Origin of the sequence: Gilvimarinus agarilyticus, assembly GCF_000832015.1 — a bacterium.
In the GTDB taxonomy this organism is placed as follows: Bacteria; Pseudomonadota; Gammaproteobacteria; order Pseudomonadales; family Cellvibrionaceae; genus Gilvimarinus; species Gilvimarinus agarilyticus.
Map to the genome: position 1 here is coordinate 912995 of NZ_JXCJ01000001.1, position 21042 is coordinate 934036.

At 50.7% G+C, this 21042-nt stretch carries 16 protein-coding genes; 11 read left to right on the forward strand and 5 right to left on the reverse strand.

Going from position 1 to position 21042, the window contains the following annotated elements; all coding sequences use genetic code 11:
• Nucleotides 1-16 precede the first annotated feature (16 nt).
• The 4 genes from mgp130 to SD69_RS04090 all read left to right on the forward strand — a co-directional run bounded on the left by mgp130 (nt 17) and on the right by SD69_RS04090 (nt 5244).
• The gene (gene mgp130, locus SD69_RS04075) at nt 17-1198 is read left to right on the forward strand and encodes a 4-O-beta-d-mannosyl-d-glucose phosphorylase Mgp130 (protein WP_041524420.1); all 1182 of its coding nucleotides are present in this window, start codon (nt 17-19) and stop codon (nt 1196-1198) included.
• Nucleotides 1195-2430, forward strand: coding sequence for an AGE family epimerase/isomerase (locus tag SD69_RS04080; RefSeq protein ID WP_041522197.1), 1236 nt, complete (start codon nt 1195-1197; stop codon nt 2428-2430). The genes mgp130 and SD69_RS04080 overlap by 4 nt, the downstream gene beginning before the upstream one ends.
• A gap of 126 nt (nt 2431-2556) precedes the next feature.
• Nucleotides 2557-3885, forward strand: a complete 1329-nt coding sequence (locus SD69_RS04085) for a glycoside hydrolase 5 family protein (protein WP_052480875.1) — start codon at nt 2557-2559, stop codon at nt 3883-3885.
• A gap of 123 nt (nt 3886-4008) precedes the next feature.
• Nucleotides 4009-5244 (forward strand): glycoside hydrolase family 27 protein, encoded by a 1236-nt coding sequence (locus SD69_RS04090; protein ID WP_041522198.1) that lies wholly within the window; start codon nt 4009-4011, stop codon nt 5242-5244.
• Nucleotides 5245-5310: 66 nt separating this feature from the next.
• Here SD69_RS04090 and SD69_RS04095 read toward each other — a convergent pair whose 3' ends face one another.
• Together SD69_RS04095 and SD69_RS04100 are read right to left on the reverse strand one after the other, a co-directional pair.
• Complete coding sequence (locus tag SD69_RS04095) at nt 5311-7032, reverse strand: bifunctional protein-serine/threonine kinase/phosphatase (protein ID WP_041522199.1); 1722 nt, start codon at nt 7030-7032, stop codon at nt 5311-5313.
• 105 nt (nt 7033-7137) lie between these two features.
• Nucleotides 7138-8613: a NarK family nitrate/nitrite MFS transporter gene (locus SD69_RS04100; protein WP_041522200.1), complete on the reverse strand. Its 1476-nt coding sequence runs from the start codon at nt 8611-8613 to the stop codon at nt 7138-7140.
• Nucleotides 8614-9121: 508 nt separating this feature from the next.
• Between SD69_RS04100 and SD69_RS04105 the strand changes: the two genes are divergently transcribed.
• Complete coding sequence (locus SD69_RS04105; RefSeq protein WP_041522201.1) at nt 9122-10687, forward strand: MFS transporter; 1566 nt, start codon at nt 9122-9124, stop codon at nt 10685-10687.
• A gap of 70 nt (nt 10688-10757) precedes the next feature.
• Here the strand turns inward: SD69_RS04105 and SD69_RS04110 are convergent, their stop codons facing one another.
• On the reverse strand, nt 10758-11282 hold the full coding sequence (locus SD69_RS04110; RefSeq protein ID WP_041522202.1) for a hypothetical protein: 525 nt from the start codon (nt 11280-11282) through the stop codon (nt 10758-10760).
• A 331-nt stretch (nt 11283-11613) separates the two neighbouring features.
• Here SD69_RS04110 and SD69_RS04115 point away from each other — a divergent pair, with 331 nt between their 5' ends.
• The 6 genes from SD69_RS04115 to SD69_RS04140 all read left to right on the forward strand — a co-directional run bounded on the left by SD69_RS04115 (nt 11614) and on the right by SD69_RS04140 (nt 19429).
• Nucleotides 11614-12624: a LacI family DNA-binding transcriptional regulator gene (locus SD69_RS04115; protein ID WP_041522203.1), complete on the forward strand. Its 1011-nt coding sequence runs from the start codon at nt 11614-11616 to the stop codon at nt 12622-12624.
• Between the two features lie 247 nt (nt 12625-12871).
• Nucleotides 12872-14089 (forward strand): D-mannonate dehydratase ManD, encoded by a 1218-nt coding sequence (manD, locus tag SD69_RS04120; protein WP_041522204.1) that lies wholly within the window; start codon nt 12872-12874, stop codon nt 14087-14089.
• 41 nt (nt 14090-14130) lie between these two features.
• Nucleotides 14131-15270 carry a Gfo/Idh/MocA family protein gene (locus tag SD69_RS04125; RefSeq protein ID WP_041524422.1) on the forward strand — a complete coding sequence of 380 codons (1140 nt, stop codon included), beginning with the start codon at nt 14131-14133 and terminating at the stop codon, nt 15268-15270.
• 11 nt (nt 15271-15281) lie between these two features.
• A complete protein-coding gene (locus tag SD69_RS04130) occupies nt 15282-17045 on the forward strand; it encodes a sodium:solute symporter family transporter (RefSeq protein WP_041522205.1) in 1764 nt (587 codons plus the stop codon).
• Between the two features lie 118 nt (nt 17046-17163).
• Nucleotides 17164-18561, forward strand: coding sequence for an MATE family efflux transporter (locus tag SD69_RS04135; protein WP_232301149.1), 1398 nt, complete (start codon nt 17164-17166; stop codon nt 18559-18561).
• A gap of 34 nt (nt 18562-18595) precedes the next feature.
• Nucleotides 18596-19429: a hypothetical protein gene (locus SD69_RS04140; protein ID WP_041522206.1), complete on the forward strand. Its 834-nt coding sequence runs from the start codon at nt 18596-18598 to the stop codon at nt 19427-19429.
• An 82-nt stretch (nt 19430-19511) separates the two neighbouring features.
• On the opposite strand, the gene SD69_RS04145 is transcribed toward SD69_RS04140, so the two are convergent.
• Both SD69_RS04145 and SD69_RS04150 read right to left on the reverse strand, forming a co-directional pair.
• A complete protein-coding gene (locus tag SD69_RS04145; RefSeq protein ID WP_041522207.1) occupies nt 19512-20336 on the reverse strand; it encodes an alpha/beta fold hydrolase in 825 nt (274 codons plus the stop codon).
• 277 nt (nt 20337-20613) lie between these two features.
• Nucleotides 20614-20970, reverse strand: coding sequence for a DUF1622 domain-containing protein (locus SD69_RS04150; RefSeq protein ID WP_052480876.1), 357 nt, complete (start codon nt 20968-20970; stop codon nt 20614-20616).
• Nucleotides 20971-21042: the final 72 nt, after the last annotated feature.

Consider the following 21042-nt stretch of genomic DNA (forward strand, 5'->3'; position numbering starts at 1 on the left):
TTTTAGGACAACTATTATGAGTGACTTTCGCGTTCGCGCCCAACAATTGCTAAAGCAGCATGAAGCGCTTATTACCCGTGCCAACAAAGCCATTGAGCCAGGCAACGGCGTATACACGCGCTATCAACACCCTATCTTAACGGCCGAGCACGCCCCCATTTTTTGGCGCTACGATCTTAATGAGGCGAGCAACCCGCATTTGATGGAACGCTTGGGTGTCAATGCGGCTTTTAACTCGGGTGCGCTTTACTGGAACGGCAAGTACATTTTGGCGGTTCGTGTGGAAGGCGACGATCGTAAGAGTTTTTTTGCCATCGCTGAAAGTGATAACGGCGTTGATAATTTCCGTTTTTGGGATTACCCCATTACCTTGCCGGAAACTGACCGCCCCGATACCAACGTGTACGATATGCGCTTGACGCAGCACGAAGATGGTTACATTTACGGTTTGTTTTGCACCGAGCGAAAAGATGAAAACCAACCCAACGATCTATCGGCGGCTGAAGCTCAGTGCGGTATTGCACGTACCAAAGATTTGGTGACCTGGGAGCGTCTGCCCGATTTAATTACCTATTCTGGCCAGCAGCGTAATGTGGTGTTGCACCCAGAGTTTGTCGACGGAAAGTACGCCATGTATACCCGCCCGCAAGATGGTTTTATCAGTGTCGGCAGTGGCGGTGGTATTGGCTGGGGCTTAAGCGATTCAATGGACGGCGCTGAAATAAAAGACGAAGTTATCGTCGACGGCAAGGAATACCACACTATCAAAGAGGTGAAAAACGGCCAGGGCCCGGCCCCCATAAAAACCGACCAGGGGTGGTTGCATATGGCTCACGGCGTGCGCAACACCGCCGCCGGCTTGCGGTACGTGTTGTATATGTTTATGACCGAGTTGGAGCGCCCCTGGGTGGTAACGCACCGCCCCGGTGGCCACTTTATCGCCCCTAAAGGCAATGAGCGTGTCGGCGATGTGTCGAATGTGGCCTTTGCTAACGGCTGGATCGTCAACGAGAAAAACGAAGTGTTTATCTACTACGCTTCATCCGATACCCGTATGCATGTGGCAACCTCAAGTGTCGATAAATTGGTCGACTACTGTATCAACACGCCGGAAGACGGCCTGCGCTCGGCCGCCTCGGTGAGTACGCGCAATACATTAATTTCTGGCAACCTGGATATTCTGGATACCTTTAAATGAGTCAGGCTGTAGACACTCACAAGGTTGACGGAGCTGCTCTGGCAACCGATGAATCGTTAACGAAAACGTTTACCGGACAGCTGCATGCTATTGCCCGGTGGTGGCTCGATTACGCGCAAGATCAAGCTCGCGGTGGTTTTTATGGTGAGGTGGGTGACGACAATGTTGCCCGCGCTGATGCTGAGAAAGGCATCGTATTAAACACCCGGATCCTGTGGTTTTTTTCTGAGGCGGCCGTTTTTACCGGTAACGATGAGTACCGCACAGCCGCTGACCGAGCTTATCGATACTTGTGCGAGTACTTTTTTGATCGTGAGCAGGGCGGGTTTTATTGGTCGCTCTCGCCCACGGGTGAAATCGAGCAAAGCAAAAAGCAAGTGTACGCTCAGGCGTTTGCGATTTATGCCCTGGCCGCTTACTACGAATTAACCGCTAACTCCGATGCCCTAACTCTGGCGATGGATACTTTTGCGTTAATCGAAGCTAACTGTATTGATCGCGACGCTGATGGTTACTACGAGGCTTATACCCGCGAGTGGGGAAAAATCGAAGACGTTCGCTTAAGCGAAAAAGATTTAAATTACCCCAAAACCATGAATACCCACCTGCATGTGCTGGAGGCCTACACCAAATTGCATCAGGTAAACCCTGACAAGAGTGTGGCGGCTGCGCTGGGTTACGGGATTGACCTGTTCGATAAATATATGATCGATCACGACAATTACCATCTTAAAATGTTTTTGGACGCTAACTGGCAAGATCACTCGCCGGGCTTAACCTACGGTCACGATATCGAGTGCAGCTGGTTGTTATACAAAGCGCTAATATCGTTGGGGGATCAAGAGCGTCTGGCGCGTTTAACCCCGGTTATTATCGAACTGGCTAAAACCTGTCAGCGTGAAGCTATTCGCGAGCGCGGCGATGTTATCGACGCCTACGACCGCGCCAGCGATCGGTATCACAGCGCGCGTATCTGGTGGGTTCAGGCGGAGGCTCTAGTCGGCTTTTTAACGGCCTATAAACTCAGCGGCGACGATAGCTTTTTAAGCACGGCAAAGAATTTGTGGTCATTTATTGATGCTTATCAAATTGATCACGACCGGGGGGAGTGGCGCTGGCACTCGACCCTGGATGCTCCGGATGGATCTCGCGATTATAAAGCGGGGTTTTGGAAGGGTCCCTATCATAATGGGAGAGCCATGATAGAAGCCGCCAAGCTGCTCGGACGTTAACTCCGTGCGGCTGGAGCGGCTCGCCTAACACCAGATGTGGGCGTATTTAATATGCCCACATCTGAATAATAAAACCACCAATAAAAGCTGGCTGATCTGACCAGGGTCTTTGTAAAGGTAATCATTATGAGAAAAATCATTGTCCGTTGTTTTGTGTTGTTGGCTGCGGCTCTGCTTGTGGGCTGCGTGCAACCCTCGGCGGAGCAACCGGCTAGCGACGCGTTTGTTACGGTAAAAGGCCAGCAGTTTTATCTGGGAGGTAAGCCCTATCACTACGTCGGCGCCAATATGTGGTATGGCGCCTACCTTGGGGCGCCGGGTATCGCAGGTGATCGCGAGCGCTTAACGCGCGAGCTGGACTTGCTGGTTGAACACGGCATTACAAACCTGCGCGTGTTGGCCGTCTCTGAAACCAGCGACCTGATGCGCGCCGTTCGCCCGGCTGTATTACAAAACACTCAGGGTGAGCTTGACACTGACCTACTGCGCGGCATGGACTTTTTATTGGCCGAAATGGCTAAGCGCGATATGAAAGCCGTGCTCTACTTAAATAACTTCTGGCAGTGGTCTGGCGGCATGTCGCAATACGTGGCGTGGTTTACCGGCACCGAGGTGCTTGATCCGGACATAACTGGCAAGTGGAACCCGTTTATGGAAAACTCCGCGCGCTTTTATCGTTTAGAAGAGGCGCAGGCGCTTTACCGCAACGTTATTCGCGCTCTTGTTACCCGCACTAACAGTATTACCGGCACGGTTTACAGTAACGATCCGACCATTATGTCATGGCAGTTGGCCAATGAGCCCCGCCCCGGCAGCGATGCCGATGGCCGGGCGCACTTTGATGACTTCTCCCGCTGGGTAGATGAAACGGCCGGCTTTATTAAAGAGTTGGCGCCGCATCAGTTAATCAGTACCGGCAACGAGGGAGCTATGGGCACTTTGGGTGATGCCGACCTGTTTGAGCGCTCGCACGCCAGCGCGAATGTGGATTATTTAACCTTTCACATGTGGATTAAAAACTGGGGTTGGTTTGATGTTACGCAGCCCGAGGAAACTTACAGCTCGGCCGTCAGCACCGCAAAGCAATACATGAGTGAGCATGTCGCGATCGCCGAGCGCTTAAACAAGCCCATTGTGCTTGAAGAGTTTGGTGTAGAGCGCAACGGCGGGGCCTTTGATCACGGCACACCTGTATCTTACCGGGACAGCTTTTACGCGATGGTCTATCGTGTGATTGAAAAAAATGTCGCCGCCGAAGGGCCTTTTGTTGGGTCGAATTTCTGGGCTTGGGGCGGTTTTGCAACAACCGACCGCGAAGACTATATGTGGCAAAAGGGCGATGACTTTTTTGGCGACCCACCGCAGGAAGCTCAGGGTTTAAATTCTGTGTTTGCTGATGATAAATCGACCTTGAAGGTTATCGCGCAGCACGCACAAAACCTGAAAGGTCTCTAGCAGTCTGCTAATTTATTTGCGTTACCGGACCGTAAGTAAGCCACATCGGTGGCTTGCTGTAAGCGAGCGATCGACCGGTGGCCTGATTGCCCATAAGATAACTAATAATAGTGAGAGAGCATCATGAGTAGGAATTTTCTGCAAAAGCTTTTCGTCTTGATAAGCGTACTAAGTTTGGCGCTATTTAGCGTGCAGGCAAGCGCTGAGAAAAATTCAAAGATCGGTCAACTGCCAGCCATGGGATGGAACAGCTGGAACACTTTTGACTGTGATGTCGATGAGCAAATGATTCGGGAGATGGCCGATGCCATGGTTGAGTCCGGCATGAAAGACGCCGGCTATGAATACATTAATATCGATGACTGCTGGCACGGTGAGCGCGACCAAGACGGCAATATCCAGGTCAGTAAAGAGCACTTTCCGTCAGGCATGAAGGCGCTGGCCGATTATGTCCACTCTAAAGGCTTAAAACTCGGCATTTATTCGGATGCGGGCAACACCACTTGTGCGGGGCGCCCCGGCTCGCGCGGGTATGAGTACCAGGATGCAAAAACCTACGCAGACTGGGGTATCGATTACTTAAAGTACGATTGGTGTGATACAGATAAGCTTAACCCGGAGGGCGCTTACACCACAATGCGCGATGCGCTGCATGCGACCGGTCGGCCCATCTTATACAGTATTTGTGAGTGGGGCGATAATCAGCCGTGGGAGTGGGCAACAGATATAGGTCACAGTTGGCGAATTTCCGGTGATATTTATCCGTGCTGGGATTGCGGCTACAGCTGGGGTAGCTGGTCGTCGTGGGGCGTGCTGAAAATTCTGGATATGCGTAAAGATTTAAACCTTCGGCAATACGCTAAGCACGGTCAATGGAACGATATGGATATGATGGAAGTGGGTAACGGTATGACCGCCGCCGAAGATCGGTCTCACTTTTCGTTGTGGGCCATGCTCAACTCACCACTGATTGCCGGTAATGACTTGCGCAATATGTCTAAGCAAACCTTAGACATATTAACCAATAAAGACATCATTGCGCTAAACCAAGATGCTGCTGGTGTACAGGCTATGCGCTATATCGATGCCGGCGATTTGAATGTTTTTGTGAAGCCGCTAATGAATGGCGATTGGGCCTTTCTGTTTTTAAATCGTGGCGATGATATTTTAACCGTTAATCACGACTGGCAGTTTAATATTGTTAAAGACGACCTTACGGGCCGCTCGATCGACTTTAATAAACAAACGTTCGGCTACAAAGGCTTGTGGAAGTCATTCAGTGGCGACACGAGTCAACCCTTGCAGCTCAATATTCCTGCTCACGATGTGGTGGTGTTACGGCTCACGCCAAAAGGCTAGTTTGTTTGCCGCGCGTAATACCCTAAAAAGGCCAGGCTTGAAAAGCCTGGCCTTTTTATTGGGGTTTTAATTGATAAGCAGTGTGATGATCAGCCCCAGCGCTACTGCCCAGCCGCTCAATGCGGCGGCTTTCCAAACGCGCTCCGGGTGGCGCTCCATTAGTGGTTTATGTTTTGCGGTCAGCCAGTTGGGGTTGGGTCGTTGTAAGTCTTTTAGCCACTCCGATAGTGCGTCGTAGCGTTGTGCGGGCTGAATTTGCAGCGCTTTCTCCAGTGCACGGTCGAGCCAGATGGGCACCAAGGGGTTGTACTGCAACGCGGAGCGGTAGCTTAATTTTTGAAATTGATTGAGCGACATGGCTTTGCCATAGGCTTCACCGTAAGGGCGTTTGCCGGTGAGCATTTCGTACACCAGTACCGCGATAGAAAATTGGTCTGAGCGCGGTCCGGTGCGGCCACCGTAGCGATACTCCGGGGCGGAGTAGTCCAGTGTGCCCAGAATATGATCGGGTGTAATAGCTGATCCCATTTCTTGTATTCCGGCCACCCAGCAAGAGCCAAAATCGATTAAACAGGCCCCCTGGGTACCCAGTACGACATTGTCAGGTTTTAAGTCCTGGTGCAGCGTGTCTTTGCGGTGCAGGGCGCGTATGCCGGTTACCAGTTGCTCTGCCAGCTCCACGGCATCTGACACTTCGAGAGGAGCCCGCTCTTTGATGACTTGCGATAGCGTTGGCCCGGGAATGTACTCGGTTAAATAATACAGACACGAGCGCGGCTCCGGCGGCTCTACCACCCGCACGATGTGCCGGTTACTGATGCGCGCCCCAATCCAGCTCTCTTGCACAAAGCGCTCGATATAAGCCGGGTCGTCCTCATAATTAATCGAAGGTGTTTTCATGACCAGGTTTTTACCGTCGGGCGCCTTCACCAGATACACCTGACTGCGCTCGGACTCGTGCATGATTTTCTCGACGGTGAGCCCGTCAATGGTTTTGCCTACATCCAGCAAAGGCGCAAAGGGCAGCCGCGATAATACGGTGACCGCATCGGCTTGGCTCGAAGCGCCCAACTGCTCGACTCGGGCCAGCTGCACACTAATGTTGTCATCGCAACCGGCGTCCATGGCGGTTTGGTGCAACGTGTCACACAGCGTTTGTAGGTCGCTGTTTTGGTTTAATAAGGTCTCGAGAGTTTTATGGTCGACCCAGTCGTGCACGCCATCGGTACTGAGCATAAAAACATCACCCAGTTCGACCTCGTAGGTTTGCATATCGACTTCCAGGTTTAAGTCGGCACCCATAGCGCGGCTTAAGTAAGTTGTGCGGCGATCAATTTTTTGCGTGTGATCACGTGTGAGCAATTCTAGCTGACCGGCGCGCAGGCGATAAATTCGACTGTCGCCCACATGAAAGGTAAACAGTTTGTCGCCTTTGATCACAATAATGCTCAGGGTGGTAAGGTAACCCTCTTGCCGCACGCTGTTTTGACTTTGACTCCATAAATAACGGTTGAGCGATTGAATAACCCGGTTGGCGGATTGCCCGGTACGCCAGGTATCAGGCGTGGCATAGTAGTCCGTTAAAAAGCCGGTAATAGCGGTTTGACTGGCCTGGCGTGCGGCATCGCTGGTGCTGACACCGTCGGCAATGGCTATGGCAACGCCTTTAGTGGTCAGTGCCGCCCCTTCGGGGAATCGTGCTCCAACTGTATCTTGATTTTCGGCTTTGCGTCCGGCATCGCTCAGTTGCGCAAATTCGAGTTTTAGGGATGACTGGATATGCTCCATTGGGACCGTGCCTGATTGTTGTTCTTGTGGCGATATCATAGCGCTTCCTGTCGATGAAAAAAAAGCGGATCCGAAGATCCGCTACAGACACGGGGAAAAGTTGAGTTAGGTAAGTTCGATCTGCGCTAACGAGCCGTCTTCATTGGTTTCGGTCATGTGGCCTTTAGGCTCTTCTAAAAACTGTACAACACCGAAGATAACTAAGGCGCAGCCGCCGATCACCATAAAGAAGGTCGAGGCATCCACAAAGCTGTAAATCGTCAGGAAGGTTACGGCACCCACATTGCCGTAGGCGCCAGCCATGCCGGCAATTTGACCGGTCATGCGACGCTTAACCAATGGGACCATGGCAAATACCGCACCTTCACCGGCCTGAACAAAAAACGAACAGAACATGACGGCAACCACCGCGAGGGCTACGGGCCAGCCGGCGTCCACTTGCGACAGCGTAAAGTAACCAATAGTGAGGCCAACAATAAAAATAGACATGGACAAGCGGCGGCCGCACTTGTCGCTAATGTAACCGCCGCCGGGGCGAGCGACTAAGTTCATAAAGGCGTAGGCGGCACCTAATGCACCGGCCATTGCCAGGCTCATGCCTTCAAAGGTTTCGAGGAAGAACGCCGGTAGCATAGATACCACCGCCAGCTCAGAGCCAAAGGTGACAAAGTAAGCCCAGTCGAGAATCGCCACCTGTTTGAATTTGTATTTGTCGTGCTCGGGTACTTCGGCGCCCTGCAGCATGTCTTTGTTTACACGATAAATTTGCGAGAACTGATAGGCGCACAGGACGATCAACACCAGGTACATCAGGTAGGTGGTGCTTTGAGTCAGCAGGCCAACGCCGGAGGGGGACAGCTTCCAGGCCAGTACCGCCAAGATAAAGTACATGGGCAGGTTCATCGCCAGGTAAAAGTAAAAGTCTTTTTTGCTGGTAACTTCCAGGCCGCCGCTCTTTTTGGGCTTAAAGTACGTTGAGCCTTTTGGGGTGTTGCGGGCACGCAAATAAAACACAATAGAGTACGCCATAGCCATTAAGCCGGTAACACCAATGGCGTAGCGCCAGCCGTCGTCACCACCAAACATCAAGGCAACAGTTGGCAAGGTAAAGGCCGCTGCGGCCGAGCCAAAGTTACCCCAGCCGCCATAGACGCCTTCGGCTAAACCTACTTGGCGGGCCGGAAACCATTCGCCCACTAAGCGAATGCCAATCACAAAGCCGGCGCCGACAAAGCCCAGTAAAAAGCGAGTAAGCGCCAGTTGCTCGTAAGTTTGTGCCGAGGCAAACGCCAGGCACATCAAGCCGCCCGAGGCGAGTAGTAAGCTGTAAACGATGCGGGGGCCGAATCGATCCACCAATATACCCACCACAATCCGTGCGGGAATAGTAAGCGCCACATTCAGAATCAGCAGTGCTTTCCACTGGCTGATATCCATATCGAAGGCTTCCATGATCAGCGGTTTCAGTGGCGCGTGGCTAAACCACACGACAAACGTTAAGAAAAAGGCAAACCACGTCAGGTGTAACAGGCGAATGTTCTCGCGCGTGACATCCAATAAATTAAGTTTCGATGAGCTCATGTGCTAATCCGTCTATTCGGGCGCGACCATCAATGGTCGGCGCGGTGAGTCGGTGTGGGCCTGGTGCCCGCTAAGGTTGCTATCCATAGGGGCTATAGCAAGCGCTGTGCCACAGGTAGTACGCAAAAAAGTAGGGCAGGCTTCGAGCCCTTTATTATCAATTTTTGCTGTTTTTGTTTTCTTCTGGTGCGCGAGCGGTCGGAGTGCCTCGCTATGTGCGTGCTCTTGGTGCGGTTAAAGTTTTGGTGCGTGGTGCATTAATGTGCTCGAGTGCACCGCGGTGGTTCGCTGTTGGGGCAGGCCGGAAATCCGAAGCCGAGGGCCTGTTAATGCAAACGGTATCGTTAAAGCTTTGATGGCACCCGGTTTTTCACGGTTTTTGCTGTACATTTTTGGGGGGTAACCCTATGCTCCCCTGTGCCTGTTAAAGTGCTGGCGGGCCACGGTAATACTAGCCATTGAGCCAAAAAATACCCTATAACAACACCAACCTGACAAGAGGTGGAGAGTGACTACCCCGACCAAACAAAAATTATCCATAATTGAGAAAAGCGGCTACGCCATGGGCGACGCCGCGGCCAATTTGGTGTGGCGCGGCGCGCTGGCCTATTTAGCGGTGTTTTATACCGACACCCTGGGCATTACTGCGGCTGCAGCTGCGGCACTGTTATTGTTGGTGCGGGTATCGGACGGTATTACCGACATTATTATGGGGATGATTGCCGATCGCACCTACACTAAATACGGTAAATTTCGTCCCTGGATCTTGTGGTCGGCCCCGGTGCTGGGGCTATTTATGGTGCTGGCGTTTACCGCCCCGGATATTAGCCCCGAGATGAAGGTGGTGTGGGCCTATTTTACCTATATCGGTTTGACCCTCGCCTACACGGTTAACAATGTCCCTTATTCGGCCTTGATGGGGGTCATGACCTCCAGCCATGAAGAGCGCAGCGTGTTATCCGGCTACCGTTTTGCCGGGGCCTTTTTAGGTGGCGCCTTGGTGATGGCGGGCACACCGTATCTGGTGGAGTATTTCGGCCAGGGGGATGAGGCCAAAGGCTATCAGCAAACCATGTATGTGTTTGCGGTACTATTGGTGGCGCTGTGCGTGGTTACGTTTATGACCACCAAAGAGCGTATTGTACCTACGTCAAATACCGGCTCGTTTAAAAAAGAATTTAAAGATCTGCTGTTTAATCTGCCGTTTATTATCGTTCCGCTGCTGTCGGTTTCGCTGTTCTTTTTTAGTTTGACGCAGGCCGAGGACGCCACCTATAAACTCAACCCCTGGGTTATGGGGCCGTTGTGTGCCGTGGTGCTTATGGGTACCGGCTATTTGATTCGCACGTTAATCAACCGCCCCGAAGGAGCCGGCACTCCGTCTCAGCGCGACCTGATTGACCTGTTAACCAATAAGCCGTGGTTGATGATTTTGGGTCTGGGTTTTTTGACCATGCTGTTTAACGGCATTAAGTATGTGGTTATCGCCTACTACTTTAAACATTACTTGCAAGAACCCACCATGACTGGCATGTACTTTCTGGCGCTGTTGATTACTTCAATCTTCGCCGCCTTTGTGTGCGGTTACTTTACCCGTTTGGTGGGTAAAAAGACGCTGTTTATCGCCTCGCTGATTATCAGTGGTGTGCTCACCTGTTGTATCTCTTTGCTGGATCGCAACGATGTGACCGGCTTGTTTGTACTGGGCTGCGCCGCCGAGTTCTTTGCCGCGTTTATGCCGGTACTTACCTTTAGCATGCTGGGCGACGCCGCCGACTATTCCGAGTGGAAACACGGCCGTCGTGCCACGGGCCTGTTTTATTCCGCCGGTAGTTTTATTCAGAAAACCGGCGGCGGCTTTGCCGGCGCGCTGGTGTTGATGGTGCTGGGCGGTTATGGCTATGTGGGTACCGATCCGAGCACGATTGCGCAAACTACCGACGGTATGGTGATGTTAATGAGCTGGATTCCGGCGGTATTTKCCTTCGTGGCGGTGCTGCTGTTGGTGGTGTATCCGCTTAATACCAAGCGTATGGAAGAGATCGAAGCTGAGCTCAATATGCGCCGAGCTTAACTGAGGCGCTAGCGGGAGCGGCAGCCTTAGCAGGTGCCGCTCTCTCAAGGGGTAGGAATTTGATGGGTGTTTAGTGTTGCCACTCTTCGTTCAGTAAAACAGCCGAGTCCCCATCCAGTTTGATTTCACTTTTTTCCGTTTTATCGCCCTTCACAAAATAAAACTCGTAAACCACCGCGCCGCTCATTTGCTTGCTTTCAATAATGCGTTGCGGTTGCTTCTGGTCATAGGTTTCACTGTATAGCTCGCGTACCGGGGCAGGGCAGTCGGCTAACGATAGGTCGCGTTGGATTTCCACAACTTCCCACAGATCTTGCTCGTTTAACAGCATGTCGAACTCAATTTCGGTGCCGTCGGCGGTTACGCCTTCAAGGTCAAGATATTGGTTGCCGTGTTTAGATTCTTGCTCGGCCTCTTTTAAAACAAAGCCCGGCTGTAACTTTTGTACGGCCTCAAGGGCCTGGGCCGGAACACTGTCGCTAGAGATACCTTCTTTTTGGTATAAGTCGGCGCCAATATCCGATTGCGCAGCCTGTGCTGTGCCACAAAAGCCGAGCGCGATGACTAACAGTGATTGAGAAATACGATTTTTCATAGTGGTGTTCCATCGTCGAGAGTCATAAAGAAAAGTTACAGTTCTCGCGCTGGTGGCTCTTTATGGGTGATTTTATTGGCGCTGGGATGCCCCCGGCGACATTAATCACTCCTGTTATAATGTTAGGTACTCACCTATTGGGTCTCTCATGATGACGAGGGGCTAGGTGTATACTGAGTTTCTCAGATAATCTGAAAAATAGCTACGGTATTAGGTGCTTACACTTTCTCACCCGGCAGCGTTGGTTCGCGATGGATCGGGTATTTTATATCGGGTACCATAAGCGCCTGCCCGCCCAGCCTTTAAGCGTTAAACCAAAGTAGACTCAATAATGGCAAAGGTAAGATTAGTCGATGTAGCCGCACACGCTGGCGTATCCAAAAGTACCGTCTCGCAGTTCTTAAGTGGGCGCTTTGACTATATGTCAAAAGAGACTCGCGTACGTATCGAGGCTTCTATTGCCGCGTTAAACTACGTTCCCAACGCCATTGCCCGAAGCCTTAAAACCAATACCACTAAAACCATCGGCGTCGTTGTGCGGGATGTAACGGGCTTTTATACCAGTCGTACGATTCGCGGTATCGACGATTTTTGCAAAAGCAGTCAGTACAATGTGTTGATTTACAGTACCGATTTTGATCCGCAAAAAGAGGCTCAGGCGCTTCAGAACCTGAGTCAGATCAACGTTGATGGAATTGTTATTGCTCCTTCGGGCGCTAATGTTGCCTTAACCGATAAGCTGCTCGAGCAAGGGCTTCCTATTGTGCAGTTTCAGCTTGAGCATGAGGGGAATGAAAAATTCATTATTTTATCGGACTACAAACAAGCGGCGTTTGAGGCAACCGAGTACTTACTCAAGCTGGGCCATCAAAGAATTTGTTTTGTGACCCAAGAATTCGAGTCGGTAAAGTCGCGCCGTGATCGATATCTGGGTTACCGCGAAGCCTTGCAAGCCTATGGTGAGGCCTTTACCGAAGACCTGTTGCTCCGCTGGCAACGCGAGGACGGTTTTGAGCGCTCGCCTATTGGTATGTTGCGAGGGGATGAGGCACCAACGGCATTTTTCTCTCAGCACTTGGCTATCACCATAGATCTGCTGGAGGCGTTTAACAAAAGTAAGGTTGCCATCCCCGACGATGTTTCATTGCTGGGGTTTGATGACATTCCCATGGTGGACTTTTTTCAAACCCCGGTAACCGTTATCAAGCAAGAGCCCTATGATATCGGCCAGGAGGCCGCTAAATTATTGCTGCGTTTAATTGGCGACCCTGAGGTCGCACCGCAACGCATCACCACCCCCTGCAAGCTGGTCACGCGCCAGTCCTGCCGCAAGATCCGTTAATCCCCCGCTTTTCCTACCCCTTGTTTCTCCGCCTGTTTACGAGGCGCGTTAGTAAATGAGGGGGGGGGGCTCTGCAGTACGTTTTTGACCGTTATCGTTGAGTAAGGTCTCGCGGGTGGGCACCGGCCGTGTCCTTAAGGGCAGTAATCCTCTGTTTGACTTTCGTGACAGTTATGCTAAATTTGATACTAAACCGATTTAGTAAAACGTTTTACTGGGTTCGGGAGGCACATTTAGGGTAGTTTTCATGAAAATTGAAAAGATAGAAGTCTTTGTGAGTTGTCCGGGGAGAAACTTTGTCACTGTCAAAGTCACGACCTCGGACGGAGTGACTGGGCTGGGCGATGCCACGGTTAATGGGCGCGAGCAGGCCGTTGTCGCCATGTTGGAAGAGCATGTTATCCCTTGCCTGATAGGGCGCGATGCACAAAACATCGAAGATATTTGGCAGTACCTGTATCGGGGTGTCTATTGGCGCCGAGGGCCTATTAATATGGCAGCAATTGCCGCGATTGATATGGCCCTGTGGGACATTAAAGGCAAAGTGGCGGGCCTGCCGGTGTATCAGCTGCTGGGGGGCAAGAGTCGCTCGGGGGTGGGTTTGTATGCTCACGCCAATGGTGAAACGATTGAGCAAACCCTGACCAATGCTGAGCAACACATAAGCAACGGCTTTAACGCGGTGAGGTTGCAGTCGGCCGTGCCGGGCTTGGATGTCACCTACGGCGTGCTGGGTGATAAAAAAGATTATTTTGAGCTGCAGGGGAGTCGCCCGTTACCGCCGGAAGAATCTTGGTCCACCCCTAAATACATGGAAATGATTGTGGAGTTGTTTGCGCAGGCGCGAAGCCGCTTGGGCAACCAGGTCCAGCTGCTGCACGATGTGCACAGTCGCTTAACGCCTATCGAGTCGGCCAGGTTGGGTAAGCTGCTAGAGCCTTACAACTTAATGTTTATGGAAGACGCTAGCATCGCCGAGAATCAAGATAACTATAAGGTGATTCGCGAGCACACTACCACCCCGCTCGCTATTGGTGAAACCTACAATACTATTTGGGACTGTAAAGACCTCATCCAGAACCAGCTGATTGACTACATTCGGGTGGCCGCCACGCACGCAGGTGGTATTACGGCGCTGCGTCGGATTACGGATTTTGCCAGCCTTTTTAACGTGAAGCTTGCGCCTCATGGGGCGCCCGACCTATCGCCGGTGTGCTTCGCTGCGCATTTGCACCTTGATGTATGGGCTCCGAACTTTGGCGTACAAGAGTTTGTTGGGCTGGGGAATGAGCAATTGCAACAAATATTTCCGCATGGTCATCAAGTGAAAAATGGTATGGCTTACGTGAGCGATGCGCCGGGCCTTGGGGTCGAGCTTAATGAAGAGGCGGCCAGAGCCTTTCCTTATAAGCGCTCCTATTTGCCGGTGAGCCGTTTAGAAGATGGCACTATGTGGCATTGGTAAATGTTAACGAGTTGATAACAAAAGACAAAGCAGGTGAAGTGATGGCTAAAAATGTAACAGTACTCATTATGGGCACCGGATTTGCCGGACAAGGTCACACCGACGCGTTTCGCGCGGTAGGTGCCGAAGTGGTCGGCCTTGTAGGCAGAACCCCACACGTCGTCAGTGATGTAGCCAAAAAAATGGGCATCCCATATTCTGGCACTGACTGGCAAAAAGCACTGCAAGAATGTCAGCCCGATATCGTCTCTATTGCGACCCCCGGTGGGGCGCATTACGAGCCTATTAAGCAGGCCATTGAGTTTGGCTGTCATGTGTTTTGTGATAAGCCGCTAACCGATAGCGGTGAAACTGCGCTGGAGTTGTACCGACTGGCGGAGCAAAAGGGCGTAAAAACTGCTTTTGCGGCAAGCTTTAGGTACATGCCTGACATCATGCACGCCAAGCGCTTAGTGGCGGAGGGTGCCATTGGTGAACCCGTAGAGGTAGAGTGCATATCGCATTTTAACTTAGAGCGTGAGATTCCCTTTGGTTGGTCGCACCGCAAAGAGCACGGCGGAGGCCGACTTAATAATAATTTTACGCATAAGCTGTCCATCGTTACCTCGGTTATCGGCGAGAAGATTCTCGAAATTATGGGCGAGGTGCGCGATGATCTGGGTAAAGCGCCTATTGTGGAGGGAGTACGAAACTTCAAAACACGGCGCGATTTTATCCCTGAAGATATCAATGATCCAAGCCTAAAATGGGGCGACAGCAATGTAGAGTGGACTTACACAGTGCTGGCTAAACTCGAAAGCCCCCACGCGAACAAGCCAGTGTCTGTATTGTTTAAACACGGTGGTTTGAATCCGCGTTTTCACGAAGATCATATTGTTTTCTACGGCACCAAAGGTGCTATTTATATTAAAGGTCACTATGGAAGTGGGCCGCTTTATTTGTGGGGGGACGATAAGCAATGGCAAGAAATCCCCTTGCCACAGGATATCCGTGACGATGTGCCGAAAGTGACCGGTGATACAGAGCGCAACTGGCAGTACTTAGCTCGCGAGCTTGTAAAAGATGTACAGGGGGAACAAGTGCCGCCTTATCAAACCTTTAAAGAAGGCAGTCAGTATCAACAGCTGATTGATATCATTCGTAAAAATAATAATTGGACAGATGTCTCTCATCTGCAATAAAGGTTCGCTTTATGGTGTATGACTATATCGTCATTGCAGGCTATTTTTTTCTGGTTCTGGCTGTTGGTTTTTCGTTTACTAAGCTGGCCAAACACTCGACCAGTGATTACTTTCGCGGCGGCGGTCGCATGTTGTGGTGGATGGTGGGCTCAACAGCGTTCATGGCCCAGTTCTCAGCATGGACGTTTACGGGCGGGGCAGGTAAGGCCTTTTCCGATGGCTTTGCAATCTGCCTGGTGTTCTTTGCCAATACTTTTGCTTATTTTTGTGGTTGGGCTTTCTTTAGCCATCGTTTTCGGCAAATGCGGGTCGATACCCCCTCACAGGCGATTAAAAGGCGTTTTGGCGATCAGAACGAAACATTTTTTTCCTGGGCATTGATTGTCTTTAGCTTCATTAACGCGGGAGTTTGGCTAAACGCGCTGGGCGTCTTTGCCAGCGCCGTATTTGATGCCGATATTGACATTACCATTATTGCAACAGGGCTTACCGTATTGTTTGTATCGGTATTGTCAGGTTCTTGGGGGGTGGTTGCGTCCGATTTTGTGCAAACACTGATTGTGGCTGTGGTGTCGGTGGCGTGCGCAATTGTCGCCTTGGTCAAAGTGGGCGGCCCGGTTGAGCTGGTCAGCAATTTCCCCGGGGGCTTTGTTATGGGCCCGGATATGAATTATGGGCTTATCTTGGTGGGTACCTTTGTCTTCTTTTTAGCCAAGCAATTAATCACCATCATGAACCTGAACGATTCGTTTCGGTTTCTGAATGCCAAAGATTCTGATAACGCCCGCAAGGCGGCACTGTTGGCGATGGTGTTAATGGGCGTGGGCAGTATTATCTGGTTTATTCCTCCATGGGCGGCGGCGATTTTGTATCCGGATGCGGCCACAGCGTATTCACAGCTGGGTGACAAAGCCGAAGATGCGGTGTACTTAGTATTTACGCGTAACGCTATGCCGGTGGGCACTGTGGGGCTATTAATGGCCGGTTTGTTTGCCGCCTCTATGTCGTCGATGGATTCGGCACTTAATAAAAACTCTGGCATCTTCGTGCGCAGTATCTATCAGCCGTTTCTTGCCCGTCGGGGTAAGGTGTCGGATGATAAAAGGTTACTTAAAGTGAGCCGTTTGGTGAGCTTTATCAGCGGTATTCTGGTCATTATCGTGGCCCTGTACTTTAAGTCGTTACGCGAGCTTAGTTTGTTTGAGCTTATGATGTCGGTTTCTACCATGATCCAGGTGCCGCTGATGATACCTCTTCTGCTTGGCATTGTGATCCGTAAAACCCCTCAGTGGGCGCCATGGGCAACGGTCGCGTTAGGTCTTTTGGTTTCGTGGTTTGTCGCCAATGTATTTACGGCAGAGGTTTTTGCCGAGATGGTGGGTATGCCTACGCTAACCGGTCGCGAGGCGGTGGATATAAACTTGATGATTACTCTGGCCGGACATCTGTTGGTTACCGCTGGGTTCTTCTGTGCCACCACGCTGTTTTACCGCGACAGCTCAGATAAAAACAAAGCTGAAACGGATAGCTTCTTTAAAGACTTAGAAACACCCGTTGTGTCCGATAACGAGCAAGACGATTACGATCGTCAGCAGCGTAACAAGCTCGGCTTGATGATTAAGATTATGGGCGCCGGCGTGTTGTTAATGACGCTTATTCCTAACCCCCTTTGGGGCCGGGTTATGTTTGTGGCTTGTTCTTTCATAATTTTTATGATTGGCGCTCTGCTGCAAAAAAGTGCACGGCCTGACTCTGAGAAAACCAGTACTGCCTGAGGTCAAGCTTGGGCGGTTGGTGCCTTGAGCGAGCTCTCCTTGATTGTGTAGTGGTTTTATGCAAGAGGGTGAGTTTCGCCTTTTTTGGTGAGTAGAAACCAATCATTGGTGCATTAACGTGCGCCGTAGTCTTGAGACGATTGTTGTCAGTGAACTGATAAACGCAGGGTTAGATTTGATTAGGTACGATAGTTATTTACGCCAAAACCTCTCGTTAGCGTGGCCACTGGCGTTGAACGCGTTGCTGATTCAGTCCATGCTGATGATTGATACCTTGCTAGTGGCGCCCTTAGGTGAGCTGTCCGTCGCGGCTATGGGTATCGCCACGACCTTAATTACGTTTGTGCTCGGCGTCGAAATTGCTATAGGCAATGGTATTCAACTGTTGGTGGGTAGAGCTTACGGCTCGGGCAACCAGTCCGATATAAATGTGGCCTACTGGGCTGGCGTCTTTATTAACGGCGTTACGGGCGTCGTCTTTTTTATTGCGCTGGCACTTTTTAGTGACTCGCTGGTAGCACTGATTACCGATGATACGGTGCTGGCGGAGCAAACCAACACCTATCTGAACGTCGCCAAATACATTGTACTGGTCTCGGCTTACAGTCAAAGCTGTACCGCACTTTTTAATGGTTTGGGGAATTCCAAGGTTCCTCTCAAAGGCTTTTTGTTCGAAATCCCGGCGAATATCGCCATCAGTTACTTCCTGATTCATGGGGGCGCTGGGTTCGAGGGTGTTGGAGTAGAAGGAGCTGCCTGGGGTAGTTTGCTGGCGGTATGTTTGCGCGCAGGATTTTTATTCTCGTGCCTTTACCGCGGTTCTTTAAACCTACGCTACCCGAAGGGGCGGCCATTTTTGGGGGAGATTAACCCTCAATTTTCGGTGATTTACCCGATTGCGGCCAATTTTATTATTTTGTCGGTGGGGGCAACAGTGTATCAGCTGTTGTTTGCTCAGCTATCGGTATATTCGTTTGCGGCCATCACTCTTATTTTTCCGTGGGTACGCGGCGGCACCCAGTTTCCTAACGCGTGGGCACAGGCGTCGGCGATTACCATTAGTCAGGCTTTGGGGAAAAGTCATTTAAAAGGTGTCATCAGTTTTATACCGGCTTGTACCCGGTTTGGGATGATGCTGGCTTTTGCCACCGCACTGGCATTCATCGTTCTGAGCGTTTGTGTCCCTTACATTTATCCGGATATAGCTCCAGAGACTCAGCGTGCGCTGAATGTTATTGCGCCACTGTATATTATTCTTCCGGTTATCCGAGCCTACAATACCATTGCTGGCAATGTGCTGCGCGCCATGGGGCAGAGTTCCCGAGTGCTAAAAATTCACTTCTATACTCAGTGGGTTATATCAGTTCCGCTGTGTGCCCTGCTCATTCTGTACTTTGATGTATCGATATTTTGGGCGTTTGCACTTTTGCCTCTTGAAGAGCTGTTAAAAACAGTGCCATTTTACCGCTATAAAAATCGCTATCAAAAAACCTTGTCGAGTCAGGTCGCCGTTTGATTTTTGAATTTCTTAACATGAAAGTAGGTTGCCGATGATAAAGATTACGAAAGTATTTGCTCTGGTCAGTATTCTGGCCGCGCTTGTTTCTTGCGCGAACATGCCATCAGATTCTGTCGTGCGTTTAACTCATGGAGTCGATGATTCGGCCGGCGGGTTGTCGGCGTATATTGTCGAAATTGAAAACGCTACCTTTTATCTCGAAAAGTCAGGCGGCGGTTTGTCTAGCATGCTAGACAACGATGGTGTCGATTGGTTGGGCTTTCACAGCGAGGCAGGCTCAGGCTGGAAGGGCGAGTATCGGGGCTTTCCCAATGCGATTCACAAACAGGATGGCAGTTACTTTCACGCTATGAACGCGGGTACCGATCCATCCCGCTCTGTAGTAACCCTTAATACGGACGATCACGTCCAAATTATCTTTACCTCGGATAATGGGCAGTGGGAAGGACGGTGGGACTTCTACCCTGACCGCTGCGACTTCACCATGAGTAAAGTAAGCCCCGGTTATCAGTATTGGGTGCAGTACGAAGGCGTGCCCGGTGGCTCGATGGATAATGATGATTTTTGGTACAACTCGGCCACTAGTCGGCAGCAGCTCATTAACGAGCCCTTTAAGGGTGATTTGCCAGATCCTGAGTGGTATGCCTTTGGCGATGCAAAAAGCTCGCGCATGCTGTTTATGCTTCACCATGAGAATGACGAGCATCCTGACGATTATGTCAGCCGCCCCTATATGACCGTACTAGGTTTTGGTCGGCGCGATAAAAATAAATACTTAACTCAGCCTAATACGTTTTCTATCGGTTTTATTGAGACAACGGACTACGCGGAAATAGCAGTGTCTATGAAAGACATTGTTGATTAAATGGATGGGATATTACGACAGTGTCTCGCTAAAGAGGGGCCCAAGAGCCCCTCTTTACTCATTTCAGTGTAGTCAAAGCCTGTTAGTTACGTAAAAAATTACCGAGGACTTTTGCTACCTCTTCAGGTTGCTCTTCAGTGATCCAGTGGGCGGAGTTGACCCACTCGATCCGTGAGTCGGGAATTGCACTCGCGAGTTTTTCGGCGTATTCAGGCTTTTGAAAGCTATCATGCTGCCCCCACAATATTAGTGTTTTATGTGGCAAAGACGTTAATTCATCTGCAAGGGCCAAGGTATATTCCGGGTTGAGGCGGCGTAAATTTCGAAAGAAAGCTTTTTTGCCAAGTTCGCCTTTCCAGGGTTCTATCACCATGTCGGCGAGCTCTTCGGTGGCATTGGATGAGTCGTGCATACCTTGAGGTAAGAAGTCCCTTAGCATGCTTTCCAGTTCCGCGGGAGTCATGTCGTCCTCCGCCTTAGGTTCTTGCAGAGGCTTAAACTCGGGTATAGGCCAAGAGTCAAAACAAACCGCGTCAGCCAACACTAACCGATTAATACGCTCGGGATGTTGAGTTGCTATTATTTGCGCCACGCCACCGCCAATGTCGTGCGCTACTAAGTCGGCGCTGCGAATGCCCAGGCCATCCATCAAGCCTAAAAGAATCTCGCTTTGTGCGGCGATTGACACGTTAGCATCGGCGGGTTTATCCGATTTCCCATAGTTAAGCATATCCGGCGCGATTACCCTGTAATGTTTCGCGAGTGTTGGTATGACGTTACGCCATAACAGTGCAGAGGTGGGAATGCCGTGTAAAAAAATAAGGGTTGGGCCGGTACCCTGTTCTATATAAGCAATGCGATGACCCTTAACCTGGGTGTACTGGTACTCTGGATTTTGGGCGTCCATAAAACTGCTCCTGATGGTGAAGTTTTTTGAAACTAACGGCCCCTGTAAAAGTTGCGAGATTGCGTTGTCCGGCCGGTTTCATTCATTAATGCCGGCTGACGGTCTGCTATAAAATCTTTACGCTTAACTGCGTAAGAGTTACAACATTAACGTGAAAATAAGCATTGTCAGCCTCGTAACATGAATAGGGCAACTTCTATGCCAGCGCTACGAGTTCGACAGACGATCCAACTCTTTAAGTGGGAGGGTGTTAAAAAGGTGGGCATAATGCCAACGACTACGCTTTGGGGGCATCTTGCCAAGGCCACCGGCCGGTAATCTCAAGGTCGAGGGTAAAGCTGAGAAAGGTTCGGATAAGTACCACAATGGCCAGTACACCCACAGTGGTGAAGGTGAGCTCTACCGCGACAGTGTGAATAATATCGGCCGCTACTAAAAATTCTAACCCCAGTAGAATCCCTCGTCCCAGACGCCGCCGAATCTGACTGTAAATAATCTCGGGGTTCTTTTTCTTGAGTAAACTAAAAGCGCCATAGGCCAATGTGTAAACCGAGAACGCAACAATAATGAAAATACCGAGTATCTCAATTAGTGCTGCAATCCACTCGGCGATAGGCTCGACGAATTCGATCATGGGGCGGGCTCCTGTTTTGTGACGATTAATGATATACGAGAGGGAACTAAGCCGTTTAACCCCTAATTATAC